Source organism: Thermosynechococcus sp. QKsg1 (assembly GCF_031586415.1).
Classification (GTDB): Bacteria; Cyanobacteriota; Cyanobacteriia; order Thermosynechococcales; family Thermosynechococcaceae; genus Thermosynechococcus.
In genome coordinates, this window is record NZ_CP134200.1 from 918,818 (window position 1) to 936,639 (window position 17,822).

A 17,822-nucleotide genomic window follows, 5' to 3' on the forward strand; every position below is an offset into this window, starting at 1 on the left:
CTGCCCCATGAGTAGTGTCTATACCCGTCCCCTTGCTCGTCTCATTGAGCAGTTGCAACGCCTGCCGGGCATTGGCCCAAAAACCGCCCAACGTCTTGCCCTCCATCTGATCAAACGTCCCGAAGCCGATATCCAAGCCTTGGCTCAAGCCCTCCTTGACGCCAAACAGCAGGTGGGACTCTGCTCCGTTTGTTTCCACCTCTCTGCGGAACCCGTGTGCGACATCTGCGCCTCCCCCCAGCGGGACGATCACACCATTTGTGTTGTGGCGGACTCCCGCGATGTCATTGCCATTGAAAAAACCCGTGAGTACCACGGCAAGTACCATGTCTTGGGGGGACTCATTTCTCCGCTAGAGGGCATTACGCCCGAACAACTGCACATTCAACCTCTGATTCAGCGGGTAAGCCAAGCACAGGTCAAAGAAGTGATTTTGGCTATCAATCCCAGTATTGAAGGGGAAACGACCACTCTCTATGTGGGGCAGCTGCTGCGGCCTTTTGTGAAGGTGACTCGCATTGCCTTTGGCCTACCGGTGGGCGGTGATCTTGACTATGCCGATGAAATGACCCTTGCCCGTGCCCTTGCCGGTCGCCGGGAAATTGAGTGGCAGTAGCTTAGTGCCCCCCTTGCAATCGCCGCAATGCCGTCACAATTTGGTGGATGGCTCGCTTCAATTGCTCGACTTCGTGGTGTAACCGCTGGTCTTCCGCTTCCAAAGCGGCGAGGCGATTGTCATCCCCACCACTAGCTGTTGCCGCTAGTTGCTGTTGCAGTTGAGTAACCGTTGCTTGGAGTTGAGCAAAGTCATTTGCTTTGACAGATTGTGCCTGCAAAGCTTGAATCGCACCTTCAAGGGCGGCCAGTTTGTCATAGATGGGGGTGAGATCCACAGCAACGGGAGCCGTTACTTCCGCAGGTGCTGCTGCTTTGACGGGTCTGGGCTTACGAGCTTTGCGAAAGGCCTCTTGAATCGCTGCTTCGAGTTGTTCTTTTTCAAAGGGTTTCTCAATGAACTCAAACCACTCAAAGGGTTCTTGGAGCTTTTCGGTGACCTCTTCCTTGCGCCCTGACATAATCACGAGGGGGATGGCGCCAAGGAGATCATTTTTCTCCAATTCTTGATAGACTTCCCAGCCGCTCACCTTCGGCAGCAGAAAATCCAGCATGATCAACGTCGGCTCAGACTGCTCAATGAGTTGCAACCCCTCACGGCCATCCTTGGCCTCAAGGATTTCGTAGTCGCCCTCTGGCAACATTTCACGGACCCGCATCCGGATTACTTTACTGTCATCAATGACAAGGACTTTGCGGCTAGTCACGGAAATACTCCATTCCTATACAAGATTCCTATAAAAGGGATTGTAAATAGAGCGCGACCCTGGGATGGACATACCCCCTTCGTAATTCCAACCCTAGCATAGCCCTGTCTCTTGCAGTTGGCCACTGGCATCCCCTTCCGGCCAGCTAAAAAATTGGCTGCCAAGCTCCCCCTCGAGGTGGCAGAATATCACATATGTGAGGTCTTACCCCAATTAAGGATTTGTTAGATAGGTCATCCCCCATGTCAGAATCGGCTGCTGCCCCCATCCATCTCCCCAAAACCAGTGAGTCGGAGCGGCTGAAGCGGATTCGCCACACCAGTGCCCACATTCTGGCCATGGCAGTCCAGAAGCTGTTCCCCAAGGCGCAGGTTACAATTGGTCCTTGGATTGAGAATGGGTTTTATTACGATTTTGACCACCCCGAACCCTTCAGCGAAAAAGACCTGAAGCTCATTGAGAAGGAGATGGTCAAGATCATTAAGCGCAAGTTGCCGGTGATCCACGAGGAAGTGACCCGTGAGGAGGCCGAGCGCCGCATCCGGGAGCTGGGGGAACCCTACAAGCTGGAAATTCTCCAAGACCTCGAGGAGCCAATTACGATTTACCACTTGGGGGATGAGTGGTGGGATCTCTGTGCGGGACCCCACGTTGAAAATACGGGCGAGATTAACCCCAAGGCGATCGCCCTTGAAAGTGTTGCCGGTGCCTACTGGCGCGGCGATGAAACCAAAGCCCAACTGCAGCGCATCTACGGTACTGCTTGGGAAACCCCAGAACAACTGGCGGAATATAAACGCCGCAAAGAAGAAGCCCTGCGCCGTGACCACCGCAAACTGGGCAAAGAGCTGGGTCTCTTTATTTTCGCTGATCCTGTAGGACCAGGGCTACCCCTGTGGACTCCTAAGGGAACGATTCTGCGCTCAACCCTCGAGGAGTTTCTCAAAAAAGAGCAAATGAAGCGGGGATATCTACCGGTGGTGAGTCCGCACATTGCCCGTGTGGATCTATTTAAGACCTCTGGCCACTGGCAAAAGTACAAAGAGGATATGTTTCCCCTGATGGCCGAAGATGCTGAGGCGGCAGCCAACGAGCAGGGCTTTGTCCTCAAGCCAATGAACTGCCCCTTCCACATTCAAATCTATAAAAGTGAGCTGCGCTCCTACCGTGACTTGCCCCTACGGTTGGCGGAGTTTGGTACGGTTTATCGCTATGAGCAGTCCGGGGAATTGGGGGGCTTGACACGGGTGCGAGGCTTTACCGTTGATGACTCCCACCTCTTTGTCACCCCAGAGCAGTTGGATGTCGAGTTTTTGAATGTGGTTGACCTCATTCTCTCGGTCTTCCGCTGTCTGCGTTTAAATAAATTCAAGGCACGGTTGAGCTTCCGCGATCCCAAATCCGACAAGTACATTGGCTCCGATGAGGCTTGGTCAAAGGCGGAGTCAGCAATTCAGCGAGCGGTAGAACAGTTGGGCATGGAGCATTTCTTGGGGATTGGGGAGGCCGCCTTCTATGGGCCGAAACTAGACTTTATCTTTGAGGATGCCCTCGGTCGCGAGTGGCAGCTGGGAACGGTTCAGGTGGACTACAATTTGCCTGAGCGCTTTGATTTGGAATACGTTGCTGAGGACAATACCCGCCGCCGACCGGTGATGATTCACCGTGCCCCCTTTGGCTCGCTGGAGCGGCTCATTGGCATTCTCATTGAGGAGTATGCAGGGGATTTCCCCTTCTGGCTGGCACCCGAGCAAGTGCGCCTGTTGCCCGTGGGAGATGAGCAACGCCCCTATGCCGAACGTGTGGCCGCTCAACTGCGAGAGCAGGGCATCCGCGTGAGTGTGGATCGCACGGGCGATCGCCTAGGTAAACAAATCCGCAATGCTGAAACCCAGAAAATTCCCGTGATGGGCATTGTGGGTGCCAAGGAAGTCGAAAGCGAGACTGTGAGTATTCGCACCCGTGCTGCAGGCGATGTCGGCGCCTTGCCGGTTAAACAACTGATCGAGAAACTGACATCGGCAATGAATGCAATGGATGCCGAGATTCAGTGGCAGTAGCTAGGGGTTTTCTCACTTTAAACTCATTATGACCTATCCTTTTATATCAATCATTACGGCAACTCTCAATGTCGAAGATACGATTACTCGAACCATTAAAAGCCTTCAAGATCAAACGGATAAAAACTTTGAATGGATTATTGGAGATGGTGCTTCAACTGATAGTACCATTAGTATTATTCAGTCTACAAAGGGCTTAAATATCAAAATTGTCTCAGAACCAGATTTTAGTTTATATCATGCGATCAATAAATCACTTAAAATTGCAAGTGGAGATTATTATCTTGTTTTAGGTGCTGGAGATGTACTAGAACAGAATGCAATAGAGTTGTTTAGAAAAGCTGCTTGCTCTACGAAAGCAGATATACTATCAGCACATGTGTGGTTAGGTAAACGATTAAGGCGCCCTAATAGAGGAAGACCGTATTTGTTTTCAGCCGGAGCCTACATATCTTCCCATGCTGTTGGTACTCTAATTAAAACCGATCTTCATAGGCAACTAGGATACTATTCCTATAGATTTCCAGTTGGCGCAGACTACTTCTTTATCAAAACTGCTATTCAAAATGGCTGTAAGTTTCACGGATGCGATTTTATTGCCGGAGAATTTATGCTTGGCGGTATTTCATCAACTGATAAATTATCAGTTTTATGTGATTTCTTCCGTTTACAGGTAGAAACTGGAGAAAACTTGCTTTTACAAATATTAATTCTTATTTGTGCTTTATTTATTCGAGTTGTTATTCCTAAGTACATACCTTCTCTAATATGGGGTACAAGCAGAAGTGTTAAATCCTTAAACGAAGCTTAATGTCCCCGTTGCGGGGATTGCTGCGTCATCCTACAACTAAGGGATTATCCTCCTTCGTAAAGGTGTTCTCTAGCAACCAGTCCAGCTTTTGCTGCTGTAGTCCCATCAGCTGAGGCTTTAAGTGTGACACGAAGTCTCGGCCAAGTGATACGCTAGGGCTTTCATCGTTCGAAAAATGTTGTAAAAGCCATTGGCTCGCGAGGGGGTTAAGCTGACATTTAGTCCGGTTTGCTGAATAAAGTCAGGTTTTAACTGCAGGATTTCTGCAGGTGTCAACCCACTCAACCCTTCAACCAATAGCCCCACCAATCCCTTCGTTACCTGAGCGTCAGAATCCCCCTGAAAAATCACCTTGCCCTGCTCTAAAGAAGCCGTCACGTACACTTGGGAGACACAGCCGGGCACGCGGTTGGCGGCGACCTTCTGCTCCTCAGGAAATGGCGGCAGGCGCTTTGCAAAGCTCAGCAAGTATTCATAGCGCCGCTTTGGATCTGAGATCTGTTGGAACCGCTGAACAATGCGATCGAGGGAAGCCGGTAAAGGCTGGCAGGCAGAGGGCATATTGACTTAGAAGAACGCTGCTGAGAAAAATGATAACCATTTCTGATTTTACCCTCAGCAGTTGCACAATAACGGCAGCAGTCAACCTAGGGGCAGCTTTTCATGCCAATAGACCGCCGTGCTCTTACCCTTAACTCGTAACTTGTGTTAGCCTTTAATGTACTTACTCGGTTCTGGTGGGGATCAGCCATCAGACGCAAGGGGGAAAGTGCAGTGCAAATCTGCCGCTGTCCCGCAGCTGTGATGAGAGGCACTACTCTCTCAGTCAGAATGCCCGCCGAGTTGTGAATGTCGTTATGCCAACATCTGCGAGGTACAGATGATGTTCTTCATGCTTCAATTTTCATTAATTTGCCTAGGTAAAGACCCCCCCTACCGCCCTTTTCTGGCAAGGTTCCTGCCGTTACTGTAGCACAAGTGATTTTGGAGATTTTCAAGTACCTACAAGCACCTAGAGAAGGGCTCCTCTTGCAGTGACCCACGCTAGGTTCTGCTGATGATGCTGGAAGTGCACTGCTTGTTGGACTGAAAACAGCCAGCTTTCATTGTCTATTGAGAGAACTGTCAACACTCAGGGTACCATAACAATGACCATTCAGACTGCAACGCTAGGCTACCCCCGTATTGGTAAAAATCGCGAGCTGAAAAAGGCATTGGAAGCCTTTTGGAATGGTAAATCCAATCAAGAAAATTTACTACAAACGGTTCAAGATATTGAATTGGCAAATTGGCAAACGCAACTGCAGGCTGGCATTGATCGCATTGGCGTTGGCGATACCAGTTTTTACGATCCCGTTCTCGACTGGAGTATCCGCCTCGGCCTCATCCCACAGCGGTATCAAGCCTTTACAGGGTTGGAGCAATACTTTGCAATGGCTCGCGGTCGAGAGGGAATTCCAGCCCTTGAGATGACCAAATGGTTTGACACCAACTATCACTACTTGGTTCCCGAAATGAGTCAGCCTCTTCAGGCAGCAGACTTTAGTGATTTTCTGGGGATCATCGGTCGCGCCCAAAAGGTCTTGGGCGATCGCGCCGTTCCCATGGTGCTAGGGCCTTTAACCCTGCTACGGCTGAGTCGGCTGCAGATGAATCTAGAGGAAGCGTTGTCTTGCCTAGTGGAGCGCTATCTTATCCTGTTGGCTGAATTGAAGAACCTAGGGGTGGTTGAGGTACAAATCCACGAACCTGCCTTGGTTTTTGGGGACACCAACAACTTCAGGGAATTGTATGAATCAACATTTGATGCGCTCTGTCAAGTTGGCTTGCCGATTTACCTAGTGACCTACTTTGATGATCTCGGCGCTGCCTATCCTTGGGTGGTGACGTTGCCCGTAGCCGGCATTAGTCTAGATTTTACCCGTGGGCAGAACTTGGCATTATTGCAGCAGTTTAGTTTCCCAAGGGATAAACAGCTGGGGGTGGGTATTGTGGATGCCCGAAACATTTGGAAAATTTGCCCAGAACTTGTTGTGTCAACCTTAGCAGCGATTCAGGGTATCACAACCAATATCCGGTTGCACCCCTCAGCCTCTTTACAATTCGTCCCCTACGATGCAGCACGAGAAGTGAAGTTACCAGAGCCATTGCGGCGGGTGTTGAGTTTTGCCGAACAAAAGTTGGATGAGGTGGTGCTATTGGCCCAGACGCTGCAGGAGAGTCCCAAAGCCCTTGCCCAGCACCCCCAATTAGCAGAGATTGAAGCCCAGTGGCAGGCCTTTAAGGAATTTAGGCCTGTGAATCCAGTGGTACAACAGCGGTTGCGCAATTTAACCGTCAACGATCTGAAACGGGCTATGCCCTATGAACAACGCCGCCAACTGCAGCCCACCTTACCGCTCTTTCCGACAACTACCATTGGTTCTTTTCCGCAAACCCCAGAAGTGCGGCAATTGCGGGTGAAGCTCAAGCGCGGAGAAATTACCCTTGCGGAGTACCAAGCAGCAATTGATGCTGAAATTGCCAAATGCATTCGATTGCAGGAAGAAATTGGCTTGGATGTATTGGTGCATGGCGAATTTGAACGCACCGACATGGTGGAATTCTTTGGCCAGAAGCTTACTGGTTTTGCCTTTACCGAACACGGCTGGGTGCAAAGCTATGGCAGTCGCTGTGTGCGTCCACCCATTATTTATGGGGATGTAGCGCGAACCGAGCCAATGACGGTGCGAGAGTTTAAGGTGGCGCAATCGTTGACACAAAAAATCGTCAAGGGTATGCTGACGGGGCCGGTAACAATGATTAACTGGTCTTTCACCCGCACTGATATTCCGCGTAGCGAACAGGCGATGCAGATTGCCCTGGCTCTACGGGATGAAGTGGCCGATTTAGAAGCTGCTGGGGCAAAGATTATCCAGATTGATGAACCCGCTTTACGGGAAGGATTACCCCTCAAGCCGGAACGTTGGCAGGAGTACTTGGCTTGGGCCGTCGATGCGTTTCGGTTGGCGGCTGGTGTGGCTAAGCCAGAAACCCAAATTCATACCCACATGTGCTATTCGGAGTTTGGGGACATTATTCAACATATCGAGCGCCTAGATGCAGATGTGTTGTCCATTGAAAATAGCCGCAGTAACAATGAAACGCTGTTTGAAATTACTGATGCCGGCTATCAACAGCAGGTGGGCAATGGTGTTTATGATGTTCATAGTCCGGCAGTTCCCACTGTTGAGCAGATGGTTCAGCAGCTGGAGACTGCGATCGCCCATCTACCCAGTGACCAGATTTGGGTTAACCCAGACTGCGGTCTGAAAACCCGTCGCTGGGAGGAGGTGATTCCCTCTCTGAAAAACATGGTGGCAGCCGCCCAGCAATTGCGAGGGGCTCGTCTTACCAACTGAGGATCTGTTGTTGCTGCCAGCGCACCGTTGCCCCCTTAAAATCGCAGGATTTTTCCACCACTCAAAACTGCGTTTCCATTCCTGCGATTAGCGGGGCAATGCTTGTAAGAAGGCTGCCCCATGCCTAAAGACCTGCTCCATGATTGGTAGGGGCACCTGACCTCGGCTGATGGGACATCCGCATGAGTGTGAATCGTACGGGCGATCGCTAGGTCAACAAATCCGCAATGCTGAAACCCAGAAAATTCCTGTGATGGGCATTATCGGTGCCAAGGAAGTCGAAAGCGAGACCGTAAGTATCCGCACCCGTGCAGCAGGAGATGTCAGCGCTTTCCCTGTTAAGGAACTGGTTGAAAAACTCACCTCTGCCATGACTGCGATGGATGCCGATATTCAGTGGCAATAGTGGGCAATTGATCTACAGGGCAGTTGACCTCACCTTTAATAGTTTGTCAAAATGAGCGGCGAGTGGTTCTCGCGATCGCGTAGCGTACCCTTTGGGTAATCGCTCTAATCAATTCTCTAGGGAACAGAATGACTGAAACACCGATTTCACCAACAACGGTTTTGCAACAACTGCAATGGCGCTACGCCACGAAGAAATTTGACCCCAATCGCAAAATTCCTGTGGATCTGTGGCAAACACTTCTACAAAGTCTGGTACTGGCTCCTTCTTCCTTTGGCCTGCAACCGTGGAAGTTTTACGTCATTGAGACGCCTGCGCTACGCCAAGCCCTGCTCCCCCACACTTGGAATCAACGGCAGGTGGTGGATGCCTCCCACTTAGTGGTATTTGCCATTAAAACCAATCTCAATGCTACGGACGTCGATCGCTACCTTGCACGGCAAGCGGAAGTCCACCAAACCGCAGTGGAAAATCTGCAAAAGTATGGGGACTTGGTCAAGGGCTTTTTGCAGTCACCCCCCTACCCCCTCAATGTTGATGAATGGTCAACCCGCCAAGTCTATATTGCTTTGGGTCAGTTTATGGTGACGGCGGCGCTGCTGGGCATTGACACCTGCCCGATGGAGGGTTTCTTGCCCCAAGAATATGATCGCCTTCTCGGTCTACCTACCCAAGGTTATCATGCCGTCGTTCTATGTGCAGCGGGCTATCGAGCGGCCGATGACAACTATGCGACTTTGCCCAAGGTACGCTATCCCCTAGAGGCAGTCGTGGAAGTGCGCTAAGGTTCACGAATTGACCCCGCTGGACATAGGCTAAGCTAGAAATAGCTCGGTACTCGCCTTTGTATGTCTTTGCACACCGATGATCCCATTGACCACAATTTAGTTGATTTAGAAATCGTTCCCGCCAAAGAAGAAGAGCGCTCTGAACCCACTAACATCATTATTCGCGAGATGGGCATTGATGACATTGCCCCCGTGTTTCACCTTGGCGAGGAACTCTTCACCAGTGATCTGTATCCCTCGCTCTATCGCATCTGGGATGAGTGGGAGGTCATTGGTTTCTATAACACCGATCCCGAATACTGTCTGGTGGCCGAGGCGGATTCTCAGGTGGTCGGGTTCATCTTGGGCACCATTATTAGCAAAGCCCCATGGGTGTATGGCTACATTAACTGGCTGGGGGTGCATCCCCACTATCAGCGGCGGGGCATTGCCGATAAGCTGGTGGATAAGCTCATCGAGCGGATGATTGAGGAGGGGGCGCGATTTATGCTGGTGGATACCGATCCGGCCAACACGCCCGCAGTAAAGTTTTTTACCCGTAAGGGTTTTGGCAATCCGCGGCGGCATGTCTTTTTTTCGTTAAACTTAACCAAGCACGAAATCTATGGCCGGCTGATTGCCTACGAGCGCGATCGCTCCGAGCGGTTGACCTATCGCCGTCCCCGCCGCCGCTAGAAAGCTGAAATCTAGATAGTCGTTCCTTGGAGGTGTCTGCCTTGGTGACTCTTTCTTCTGCCCCCTCAGATGAGATTCCTGTTCCTGCCCACATCCATTACGAGCTAGTGCTGCAAATTTTGGAACAGGTCTCGTTGCCCGCCCTCCCTCCCCACTCCAGTGGTTACCAGCAACTCCATAGCGCTGCTATTCATCTACGCAAAGCCCTGCGGCTACAAAAGCAGTTTGAGGAGGAATGGCAATTGAGGGGTGGCAGTGTGGAGTACCAATGGTCGCTGAATCGCGATCGCCCCCCAGCTCAGAGCAAGTAACCCAATCCCAAGAGCAAGCTACTCCAAAAGTGCAGTTGCACCGCAATAAATTTCGAGTTCTTGATCTGCTCAGGGACACTGTGAAATTGCGCCATCCGCTGACACAAATAAATCGCCCAAGGCAGTGAACTCAAAGCCAGCAGTGTTGGCCACGGCAGCATTCCCCAGAGGACAGCGGCCACTAAGAGAGCATAAAAGACGCCACAGGCGCCATAGACCAGTTGAGCACTGCGAGCCGTCCCTAGGCGCACGACCGGCGAACGTTTGCCAGCGGCTAGATCATCGGCCACTTGGTGAAAGTGGGAGCAAAAGAGAATCAGCGTTGTCGTCAGACCATTGAGGATAGCCACTGGCCAAATACTAGGGCTAAAGGTTTGCACTTGGCTATAGTAGGCAGCAGCGATCGCCAGCGGCCCAAAGCAGATAAAACAAATTGGCTCTCCCAAACCCAAATAGCCCAAACGAAAGGGTGGACCTTGGTAACTATAGCCTAGGGCGCAGCAGAGTAATACCAACCCTAAAACCGTTGCATCCTGTTGCAGCCAACTAATGGCCACAATCCCCAGTAGCCCCAAAAGTAAGCAGAGGTTGCTCAGCCAGAAGATGAGTTGCTTTTTGCCCGTGAGATTGACGACCGAATGGTACTTGTGGCGATCGATCCCCGTTTCGGCATCAAAGACATCATTACTGAGATTCAGCCAGACCAAAATGAGTACGGCTGCTGTTAGAAACAAACCAAACGGCCACCAATGCACCCTTCCCGTTTCGGCGATCGCCACCGCTGTGCCCAGCCAAATCGGCATCACAGCCACACTGTACATGGGAAGCTTAATCGCCGCCCACCACAAACGGGAGCGATCCATCGATTCTGACGGACTAGCCATCTCACCTACACTTGAGTCACCTTCGTCAGCATATCATTGCCGCTTGTGCCCATCGATCGCTTGTTTCGCTGCCCAAATGGCTTGCCGCAACGCTGGATTATTCAGCTTATAGCTATAGATGCCCAAGTCCCGCGCTAAGGCCACCAGTTGTGGGCGAGTCAGTCGCTCTAGCTCCGCGATCGTCAGCGTTTCGATAGTGGGTTGAGGCGGGCACAGTTGGCGTTCAAGGGCGGCCACTTGCTGTTCTAGGGTACTCAGGCGCTGCAAAACCGTGGGACAGGCCATCTCCGTCGGCTGAAGAGATTGTTGCAAAATTTTACGAATTGCCTCACTAAGGGAACCGCATCCCTGCTGCACTTGCCAGCGTTGGAGTTGGCCATAGAGTTCAGCATCTAAACGAAGCGTGATCTTTTTGTGGGGCATGACTGAAATTCCAAAAAAAAACCGACAAACTTACTTACAGTCTGTCGGCTCGTTGTGTGTTCCCTGTTGATGACTCGGATAGTACTGAGTCACTATTTAGTATGACTCATCCCCCGATAGAATGACTGTGACGATGATCACAATTTAGCCGCCTTTTATTGAGTTTCACCAAATTCTCTCATTAGACTTTCCAAATTCCCTATGACCTCTCCCCTAGACGGTACGATTATTTTGCCCGACAACCCCCTGAGCGTCCCCCTACGGCGGCGTTTACTCCATGTGAATGGGATAGGGAGCGATCGCGCCAAGCAACGGCGGGATTTGAACCGCCTTGCCGAACTCACAGCGACTTATCCTTTAGAAGTTCGCGGCATTCACAATCAGACCCATGGTTTCCAAGCAGATCTTTTGGAAAGTTTCCTCGGTAAGGCAGAACTCTATCGTTTTTGGCCCCAGACCCCAGCCCCAGACCCCAGCAAGGATCGCCGCTATGAGTATGCTAAACTTCTTGGCCAACTGGTGACTCAAGATCTGACCGATGATGCGGATATTCTGGCGATCGCCCAACCGAGCCAACTGCAACAGCGCCCCCTCGATATCAACAGCACCGCTGACTTAACGAAACTCCTTGACCTATCGTTCCTACAAAAATTAGGTTGGGGGGATTTTGCCCAGTATCTCTACGGTGCCTTTCCAGCCGGTGCGCCGCGTCCCACCCTGCGGTTGGCCTATGAAATCGTCAAGGGGTTACAGGCGGGAGCCGAATTGTACCTTGTCGCCCATAGTCAAGGGTTAATTATTACTGCCCTTGCCTGTCACATTGTGCGGCAATTGCTGCTGCCGCAAACGAAATGGATGGAGATGGTGCATCTCATTGGCTATGGCCCGGCCATTTTCTTTGCGGATTTGCCGCCAGAGCTACAGCCGCGAACCATCCTAATTCAACACCGTCAAGATGTGGTGGCCGAAACCCTGAGCAACCTCCGCAATGTGGATTTATGGACTAACTTGCAAACCCAGATGGAAAAAGCCATTCACTACGCCGATGATCTGCTGAAAGTGCTCGGTCAAGATAGCCACCACTCTGCCAGTTTCTATTTGGGGTTACAGGACAGCCCCAGCAGCCGGCGATCGGCAGAACTGATACAAATTTTATTAACCCAAAGCTGGACAGCCACCCCCAGTCTTGCCGTCCTTGGGGGCACACGGCTAATCCTTGAACTTTAGCGGATGAGTGGCAGAAGCGGCTATCCTAGTAGAGAGAAAGGAATAGGAAGAAGGACAAAATAGAACGCCAATGAAGGGTCTAGAAAAGATTATCCCCCTAGATGGACGGGATATTAAGGTAGTATTGCAAAAATTTGCCCCCCAAGCGGCCGGTTCCATTCTCATTAGTTCGGGGGAAACAGCTGTCCTAGTGACGGCAAATCGTGCCGCTGCTCGCGAAGGCATTGATTTTTTACCCCTTGTGGTGGATTACGAAGAGCGCCTCTATGCCGCTGGGCGGATTCCCGGCGGTTTTTTACGGCGTGAGGGTCGTCCCCCCGAAAAAGCGATTCTTATTGGTCGCCTGATTGACCGGCCGCTGCGCCCCCTCTTTCCCCAATGGTTGCGCGATGATCTGCAAGTAGTAGCCACGACGGTTTCCTTGGATGAAAATGTTCCCCCCGATGTATTGGCGGTAACGGGAGCCTCGATCGCTGTCCTCTTAGCGCAAATTCCCTTTAATGGTCCAATGGCAGCAGTGCGGGTGGGCCTTGTGGGGGATGAGTTTATTATCAACCCCACCTACAAAGAAATTGAGCGCGGTGGCTTAGATCTGGTCGTGGCCGGGTCTCCCGATGGCGTGGTGATGGTGGAAGCCGGTGCCAATGAGCTGCCCGAAGCCGACATGATTGAAGCCATTGACTTTGGCTATGAGGTCATCCAAGACCTGATTCAAGCGCAGCGGCATCTCCTCAAGGAACTGGGTCTTGATATCGTCAAAGTGGAACCGCCGGCGATCGACCCCACCTTGGAAAACTTCATCTACGATCGCGCCGTTGAACCGGTCAAAGCCATTCTCAAACGCTTTGAAAAGGACAAAAATGTTCGCGATGCTGCCCTCGATGAGGTGCAAGGGGCGATCGCCCAAGACATTGCGGCTCTGCCCGAAGATCACCCAGTGGCTGTGGCGGCAGCGGAAAACCCCAAAGCCCTGCCTACCCTCTTTAAGGCCGTGACGAAAAAACTCATGCGGCAGCAGATTATTGAAGAAGGGGTGCGAGTGGATGGCCGCCGTCTCGATGAAGTGCGCCCCATTTGGTGTGAGGTGGGGGTTCTGCCAGAGCGGGTTCATGGTAGTGCCCTCTTTAATCGCGGCTTGACGCAGGTGATGTCTGTAACCACCCTCGGTTCTCCTGCTGATGCCCAAGCCCTTGATGATCTGCATCCCGAGGACAGCAAACGTTATCTGCACCACTACAACTTTCCCCCCTACTCTGTGGGTGAAGTCAAACCCCTGCGATCGCCCGGGCGGCGGGAAATTGGCCATGGTGCCCTCGCCGAGCGTGCCCTCGAACCGGTCATTCCTCCCAAAGAGGAGTTTCCCTATGTGATTCGCGTCGTGTCGGAGGTGCTCTCTTCCGATGGTTCTACCTCCATGGGATCCGTTTGTGGTTCCACCCTCTCCTTGATGGATGCCGGGGTACCGATCCGTAAACCCGTCAGTGGGGCGGCCATGGGGCTGATCAAGGAGGGCAATGAGGTGCGCATCCTCACCGACATTCAGGGGATTGAAGACTTCCTTGGCGACATGGATTTCAAGGTGGCCGGCACCGATAGCGGCATTACCGCCCTGCAAATGGACATGAAAATTACTGGCTTGCCGATGTCGGTGATCAAACAGGCAATCGAACAGGCACGTCCGGCACGGCTCCATATCCTTGAGAAAATGCTGGCGGTGCTGGACAAACCCCGTCCCCAACTGCCCCCCAGTGCGCCACGACTGCTGACGTTGCAAATTCCCCCCGATATGATTGGCCTTGTCATTGGTCCCGGGGGTAAAACCGTGCGCGGTATCTCTGAGCAATACAACGTCAAGGTGGACATTAGTGAAGAAGGGCTGGTCACCATTACTGCCCCCAATGAAACCAACGCCAAGCAAGCCCGGGCGGCCATTGAGGGTCTGACGCGAAAGCTCAACGCCGGTGACGTTTATCTCGGCAGGGTAACGCGGATTATTCCCATCGGTGCTTTTGTCGAGTTTCTCCCCGGCAAGGAGGGGATGATCCACATTTCCCAGTTGGCGGAATATCGCGTCGGCAAAGTTGAGGACGAAGTGAAAATTGGCGATGAAATTGTGGTCAAAATTCGTGAGGTGGACAGCAAAGGCCGCATTAACCTGACCCGCCTTGGTATTCATCCCGACGAGGCCGAAGCCGCCCGCAGTAGCTCCGTTGTCTAGCCCATGGTCACCATGCCCAAGTCATCACCGCATACGTTCCTCTTGGAGGTGGGAACCGAGGATCTCCCCGCCCGCTTTGTCAGTAGTGCCCTGCGCCAGTGGCACACCCTGATTCCCCAAACCCTCAAGGAACAGGGACTGGAGGGGGAAGTCAAAGTCTGGGCAACCCCGCGCCGCTTAGCCGTACTGATTGAGGGGTTACCGCCCCAGCAACCCGATCAAGCAATTGAAATCAAAGGGCCAGCGGCCAGCGTGGCCTTTCGGGAGGGGGAACCTACCCCTGCCCTATTGGGGTTCCTGCGATCGCGCCAAGGTCGTCTTGAGGAAATTGAAATCCGTCCCACGGAAAAAGGGGAGGTGGTCTATCTCAAGCAAGTTCGCCCCGGCCAACCGACGCCCCAACGATTGACCGAGTTGGCACCACAGTGGATTGCCGCCCTTGAGGGTGCCCGCTTCATGCGCTGGGGGGATGGGGATTTGCGGTTTTCGCGTCCCATTCGCTGGCTAGTGCTGCTGTGGGAGGATCAGGTGCTGCCCTTGGTCTTGGAGAGCCATTCCGTGCGCATTGCCAGCGATCGCACCACCTATGGCCATCGTGTCCTTTCTCAAGGGGCTATTGTCCTCAAGCATGCCCAAGACTATGAAGCTGCCCTTGAAACGGCGGGAGTCTTGGTGGATCCAGAGGTTCGCCAGCAACGGATTCGCGAGCAAATTGCTGCCCTTGCTGCGGAAGCGGGGGGATGGGTGGATTTAGAGGTGCCCCTTTTGGAGGAAGTCACCCATCTGGTGGAATTGCCCACGGCGGTTCTCGGCAGTTTTGAAGCGCGGTTTCTGGCTCTGCCCCTTGAGGTGATTACCACCGTATTGGTGTCCCATCAGCGGTATTTTCCCGTGTACACCGATGCCACTCGCCAAGCGCTGCTCCCTGTATTCATCACGATTAGCAATGGCGACCCTGCGGCCACCCCCTTGATTCGTGCTGGGAATGAGCGGGTGATTCGTGCTCGCCTAGCGGATGCCGAGTTCTTCTACAAGGTGGATACGGCACAGCCCCTAGAGCACTATCGTGACAAACTAGCCACGGTTACCTTCCAAGATGAATTGGGATCCATGGCCGACAAAGTGGAACGGCTAACCGCACTAGCTCGCCAAATTGCCACCGCCTTAAATTGTGCGGCTGCGGACGTTGCTGCCATTGAACGCACGGCCTGCCTGTGTAAAGCGGATCTAGTAACGCAGATGGTGGGGGAATTTCCGGAACTGCAGGGCTACATGGGGCAAGTGTATGCCACGGTCTCCGGGGAAGCGCCAGCGGTGGCCACGGGGATTTTTGAACATTATCTGCCGCGTTTTGCGGGCGATCGCCCGCCCCAAAGTCTCACGGGTCAGGTGGTGGGACTCGCCGATCGCTTGGATACTCTAGTCTGCCTCTTTGGCATCGGCCTGTGTCCCACGGGGTCATCAGATCCCTTTGCCCTACGGCGGGCTGCCAATGCCGTGATCACCATTCTCTGGCAGGGGGAACATCACTTGGATCTCCTCGCTCTGCTACAGGAGTCTGCCCAAGCCTTTTGTCGCCAATTTGCCGCCAAGCTCAGTGCCGCTGACTTAGAGCAGGAACTGCGGCAGTTTTTTAGCCAACGGCTGCGAACCTTACTGCAAGAAGAACTCGGCATTGAGTATGACTTGGTGAATGCCGTCATTCCAGAGGATCAGGCGGAGTTGCAGACTCGTGCCCTTAGGGATGTGGTTGATGCCCGCGATCGCGCCCAATTTCTCCAAAAACTGCGCCAATCCGGTGAACTCATGGCCATTTACCCCACCGTCAATCGTGCCGCGCGTTTGGCACGTCAGGGCACCCTAGGAACAGACTGCCTGAATATCCGCGCTGTCAAGGCCAAGCACCTCGCAGCCCCCATTGAAAAGGAATTCTATGCCGCTCTCAAGGACCTCTTGCCAAGGGTGCAACAGGCGCAGGGGCAGCGTGCCTATGGGGAAATTGTGGCTGCTTTAGTCTCCCTTGCCCCCATTGTCAGTCGCTTCTTCGATGGCGAGGAAAGTGTCCTAGTGATGGCAGAGGATGCAGCCGTGCGTGCCAATCGCTTAGCGCTCCTTGGTCTGTTGCGCAATTGTGCAGCCATTATTGGCGATTTTGGGGCGATCGTCCAAATCGAGAGCGTTGCATCCAGCTCATAGTTCTCACAACTTTTGGCAGGAACAAAAGTGTTGCTTAGCTCACAGCGGCAACGCATAATTGAGAGTACCCCAATTGAGAATTGCCGTGGCCTGTTCATCTGAACAGGCGCTCAATTGGTGTTTAGACTGTTTGCGAGAATTACCATGACTGCTGAACCCCCGGCCAAGCGCCCCCGCGCCAAGAAGACCCCAGCGACTCCGCCAACGCCTTCCCCTGAGTTAGAAACCAAATCTCGCCCAGAAATTCTCGGTGTTGCGGCAGCGGGTAGCTCACCGCCCAAGTTCAACGCGGCTCTTGAAGAACCCATTCCTGAGCCAGAAGATCTTCCTTCCCGTCCCCAGCCGATCCCACCCCCCAGTGAACGGATGCAATATCGGGCGATCGGAGTTGTACGCGGTCGCTATGTACCCGCTTCGGAGGCGGAGTTCAACCGCGGGGTGATGATAACCGAGGATGGCGTGGAAATTGAAACCGTCCTCTTGGGGCAGGTGATAAACCTGATTAAAAAATATCTCGACCTGAATGAACCCCACCTCTGGGTGGTCTATCCCCGCACCCGCGACGTTGACAAAGAAGCGGTGAAACTGCACCTGCAAATTGTGGGCGTATGGGAACCGGAGCGCCTGCAACAGGCCAATGCCACAGCAGCGGATCCCGGCGTCAATGACGGCTACTTTTCTGTACGCGGAGAAGTGATCTTCAACTCCCAAGAAAAGAACTTTGTCGTCGTTAAAATTCAACAGTTGCCGCGTCGGCGAGGGGAAAAACCCAAAGCCTTCAAATTGAAACTAGTGGGAACGGTACCCATGAAGTCGCCGGGCTACTTTTGGGACTTTCAAGTGCAGCGACAGGGAACCAGTCTAGTAGTTCAGGAGGCAACCACCGTCGGTATCCTGCCCCCCCGCAAAATCAAGAAGCCCAAGAAAGCCAAGGCACGGCCAGCCCGTCCCCAGCGCCCTCAGCGTCCTAGTTCGCCGCGTCCGACCTCCTTTCGCCCGGTTCGGCGATCGCCCAACCCACCATTGAACTAGCGCCAAGGCATGGCTTGTCGAGGTGTTGTAAATTTTTGTAAATTTGTTGCACTGCCAACAACAACTTA

At 52.8% G+C, this 17,822-nt stretch carries 16 protein-coding genes and 1 riboswitch; of the genes, 12 read left to right on the top strand and 4 right to left on the bottom strand.

Annotated elements, in window-relative coordinates:
- Positions 1–7: 7 nt before the first annotated feature.
- Positions 8–616 (top strand): recombination mediator RecR, encoded by a 609-nt coding sequence (gene recR / locus RHP47_RS04635; protein ID WP_286626821.1) that lies wholly within the window; start codon positions 8–10, stop codon positions 614–616.
- Position 617: 1 nt separating this feature from the next.
- Here recR and RHP47_RS04640 read toward each other — a convergent pair whose 3' ends face one another.
- Complete coding sequence (locus RHP47_RS04640; protein ID WP_149818621.1) at positions 618–1,322, bottom strand: response regulator; 705 nt, start codon at positions 1,320–1,322, stop codon at positions 618–620.
- Between the two features lie 242 nt (positions 1,323–1,564).
- On the opposite strand from RHP47_RS04640, the gene thrS reads away from it, so the two are divergent.
- Together thrS and RHP47_RS04650 are read left to right on the top strand one after the other, a co-directional pair.
- Positions 1,565–3,382 carry a threonine--tRNA ligase gene (gene thrS, locus RHP47_RS04645; RefSeq protein ID WP_310841164.1) on the top strand — a complete coding sequence of 606 codons (1,818 nt, stop codon included), beginning with the start codon at positions 1,565–1,567 and terminating at the stop codon, positions 3,380–3,382.
- 28 nt (positions 3,383–3,410) lie between these two features.
- Complete coding sequence (locus tag RHP47_RS04650) at positions 3,411–4,193, top strand: glycosyltransferase (RefSeq protein WP_310841166.1); 783 nt, start codon at positions 3,411–3,413, stop codon at positions 4,191–4,193.
- A gap of 117 nt (positions 4,194–4,310) precedes the next feature.
- On the opposite strand, the gene RHP47_RS04655 is transcribed toward RHP47_RS04650, so the two are convergent.
- Entirely contained in the window at positions 4,311–4,754 is a 444-nt protein-coding gene (locus RHP47_RS04655; protein ID WP_149818627.1) for a SufE family protein, read from the bottom strand.
- Positions 4,755–4,905: 151 nt separating this feature from the next.
- Positions 4,906–5,051, top strand: a riboswitch (cobalamin riboswitch).
- A 290-nt stretch (positions 5,052–5,341) separates the two neighbouring features.
- On the opposite strand from RHP47_RS04655, the gene metE reads away from it, so the two are divergent.
- The 5 genes from metE to RHP47_RS04680 all read left to right on the top strand — a co-directional run bounded on the left by metE (position 5,342) and on the right by RHP47_RS04680 (position 9,774).
- Complete coding sequence (gene metE, locus RHP47_RS04660; protein WP_310841169.1) at positions 5,342–7,594, top strand: 5-methyltetrahydropteroyltriglutamate--homocysteine S-methyltransferase; 2,253 nt, start codon at positions 5,342–5,344, stop codon at positions 7,592–7,594.
- A gap of 169 nt (positions 7,595–7,763) precedes the next feature.
- Positions 7,764–8,000, top strand: a complete 237-nt coding sequence (locus tag RHP47_RS04665) for a His/Gly/Thr/Pro-type tRNA ligase C-terminal domain-containing protein (protein ID WP_310841170.1) — start codon at positions 7,764–7,766, stop codon at positions 7,998–8,000.
- Positions 8,001–8,128: 128 nt separating this feature from the next.
- Complete coding sequence (locus RHP47_RS04670) at positions 8,129–8,785, top strand: NAD(P)H-dependent oxidoreductase (RefSeq protein ID WP_310841171.1); 657 nt, start codon at positions 8,129–8,131, stop codon at positions 8,783–8,785.
- 171 nt (positions 8,786–8,956) lie between these two features.
- Positions 8,957–9,463 carry a GNAT family N-acetyltransferase gene (locus tag RHP47_RS04675; protein WP_226972042.1) on the top strand — a complete coding sequence of 169 codons (507 nt, stop codon included), beginning with the start codon at positions 8,957–8,959 and terminating at the stop codon, positions 9,461–9,463.
- A 44-nt stretch (positions 9,464–9,507) separates the two neighbouring features.
- A complete protein-coding gene (locus RHP47_RS04680) occupies positions 9,508–9,774 on the top strand; it encodes a DUF5340 domain-containing protein (RefSeq protein WP_149818636.1) in 267 nt (88 codons plus the stop codon).
- Here RHP47_RS04680 and menA read toward each other — a convergent pair.
- Positions 9,762–10,658 carry a 2-carboxy-1,4-naphthoquinone phytyltransferase gene (gene menA / locus RHP47_RS04685; RefSeq protein WP_310841172.1) on the bottom strand — a complete coding sequence of 299 codons (897 nt, stop codon included), beginning with the start codon at positions 10,656–10,658 and terminating at the stop codon, positions 9,762–9,764. The genes RHP47_RS04680 and menA overlap by 13 nt on opposite strands.
- Positions 10,659–10,691: 33 nt before the next feature.
- Entirely contained in the window at positions 10,692–11,081 is a 390-nt protein-coding gene (locus RHP47_RS04690; RefSeq protein ID WP_190278228.1) for a hypothetical protein, read from the bottom strand.
- Positions 11,082–11,282: 201 nt separating this feature from the next.
- On the opposite strand from RHP47_RS04690, the gene RHP47_RS04695 reads away from it, so the two are divergent.
- From RHP47_RS04695 to RHP47_RS04710, 4 genes are all read left to right on the top strand, one after another.
- Complete coding sequence (locus tag RHP47_RS04695; protein WP_149818641.1) at positions 11,283–12,308, top strand: hypothetical protein; 1,026 nt, start codon at positions 11,283–11,285, stop codon at positions 12,306–12,308.
- 70 nt (positions 12,309–12,378) lie between these two features.
- Complete coding sequence (locus tag RHP47_RS04700; protein WP_310841173.1) at positions 12,379–14,526, top strand: polyribonucleotide nucleotidyltransferase; 2,148 nt, start codon at positions 12,379–12,381, stop codon at positions 14,524–14,526.
- Positions 14,527–14,538: 12 nt separating this feature from the next.
- Complete coding sequence (gene glyS / locus RHP47_RS04705) at positions 14,539–16,722, top strand: glycine--tRNA ligase subunit beta (protein ID WP_310841176.1); 2,184 nt, start codon at positions 14,539–14,541, stop codon at positions 16,720–16,722.
- 144 nt (positions 16,723–16,866) lie between these two features.
- Positions 16,867–17,754 (top strand): hypothetical protein, encoded by an 888-nt coding sequence (locus RHP47_RS04710; protein ID WP_286668985.1) that lies wholly within the window; start codon positions 16,867–16,869, stop codon positions 17,752–17,754.
- Positions 17,755–17,822 lie beyond the last annotated feature (68 nt).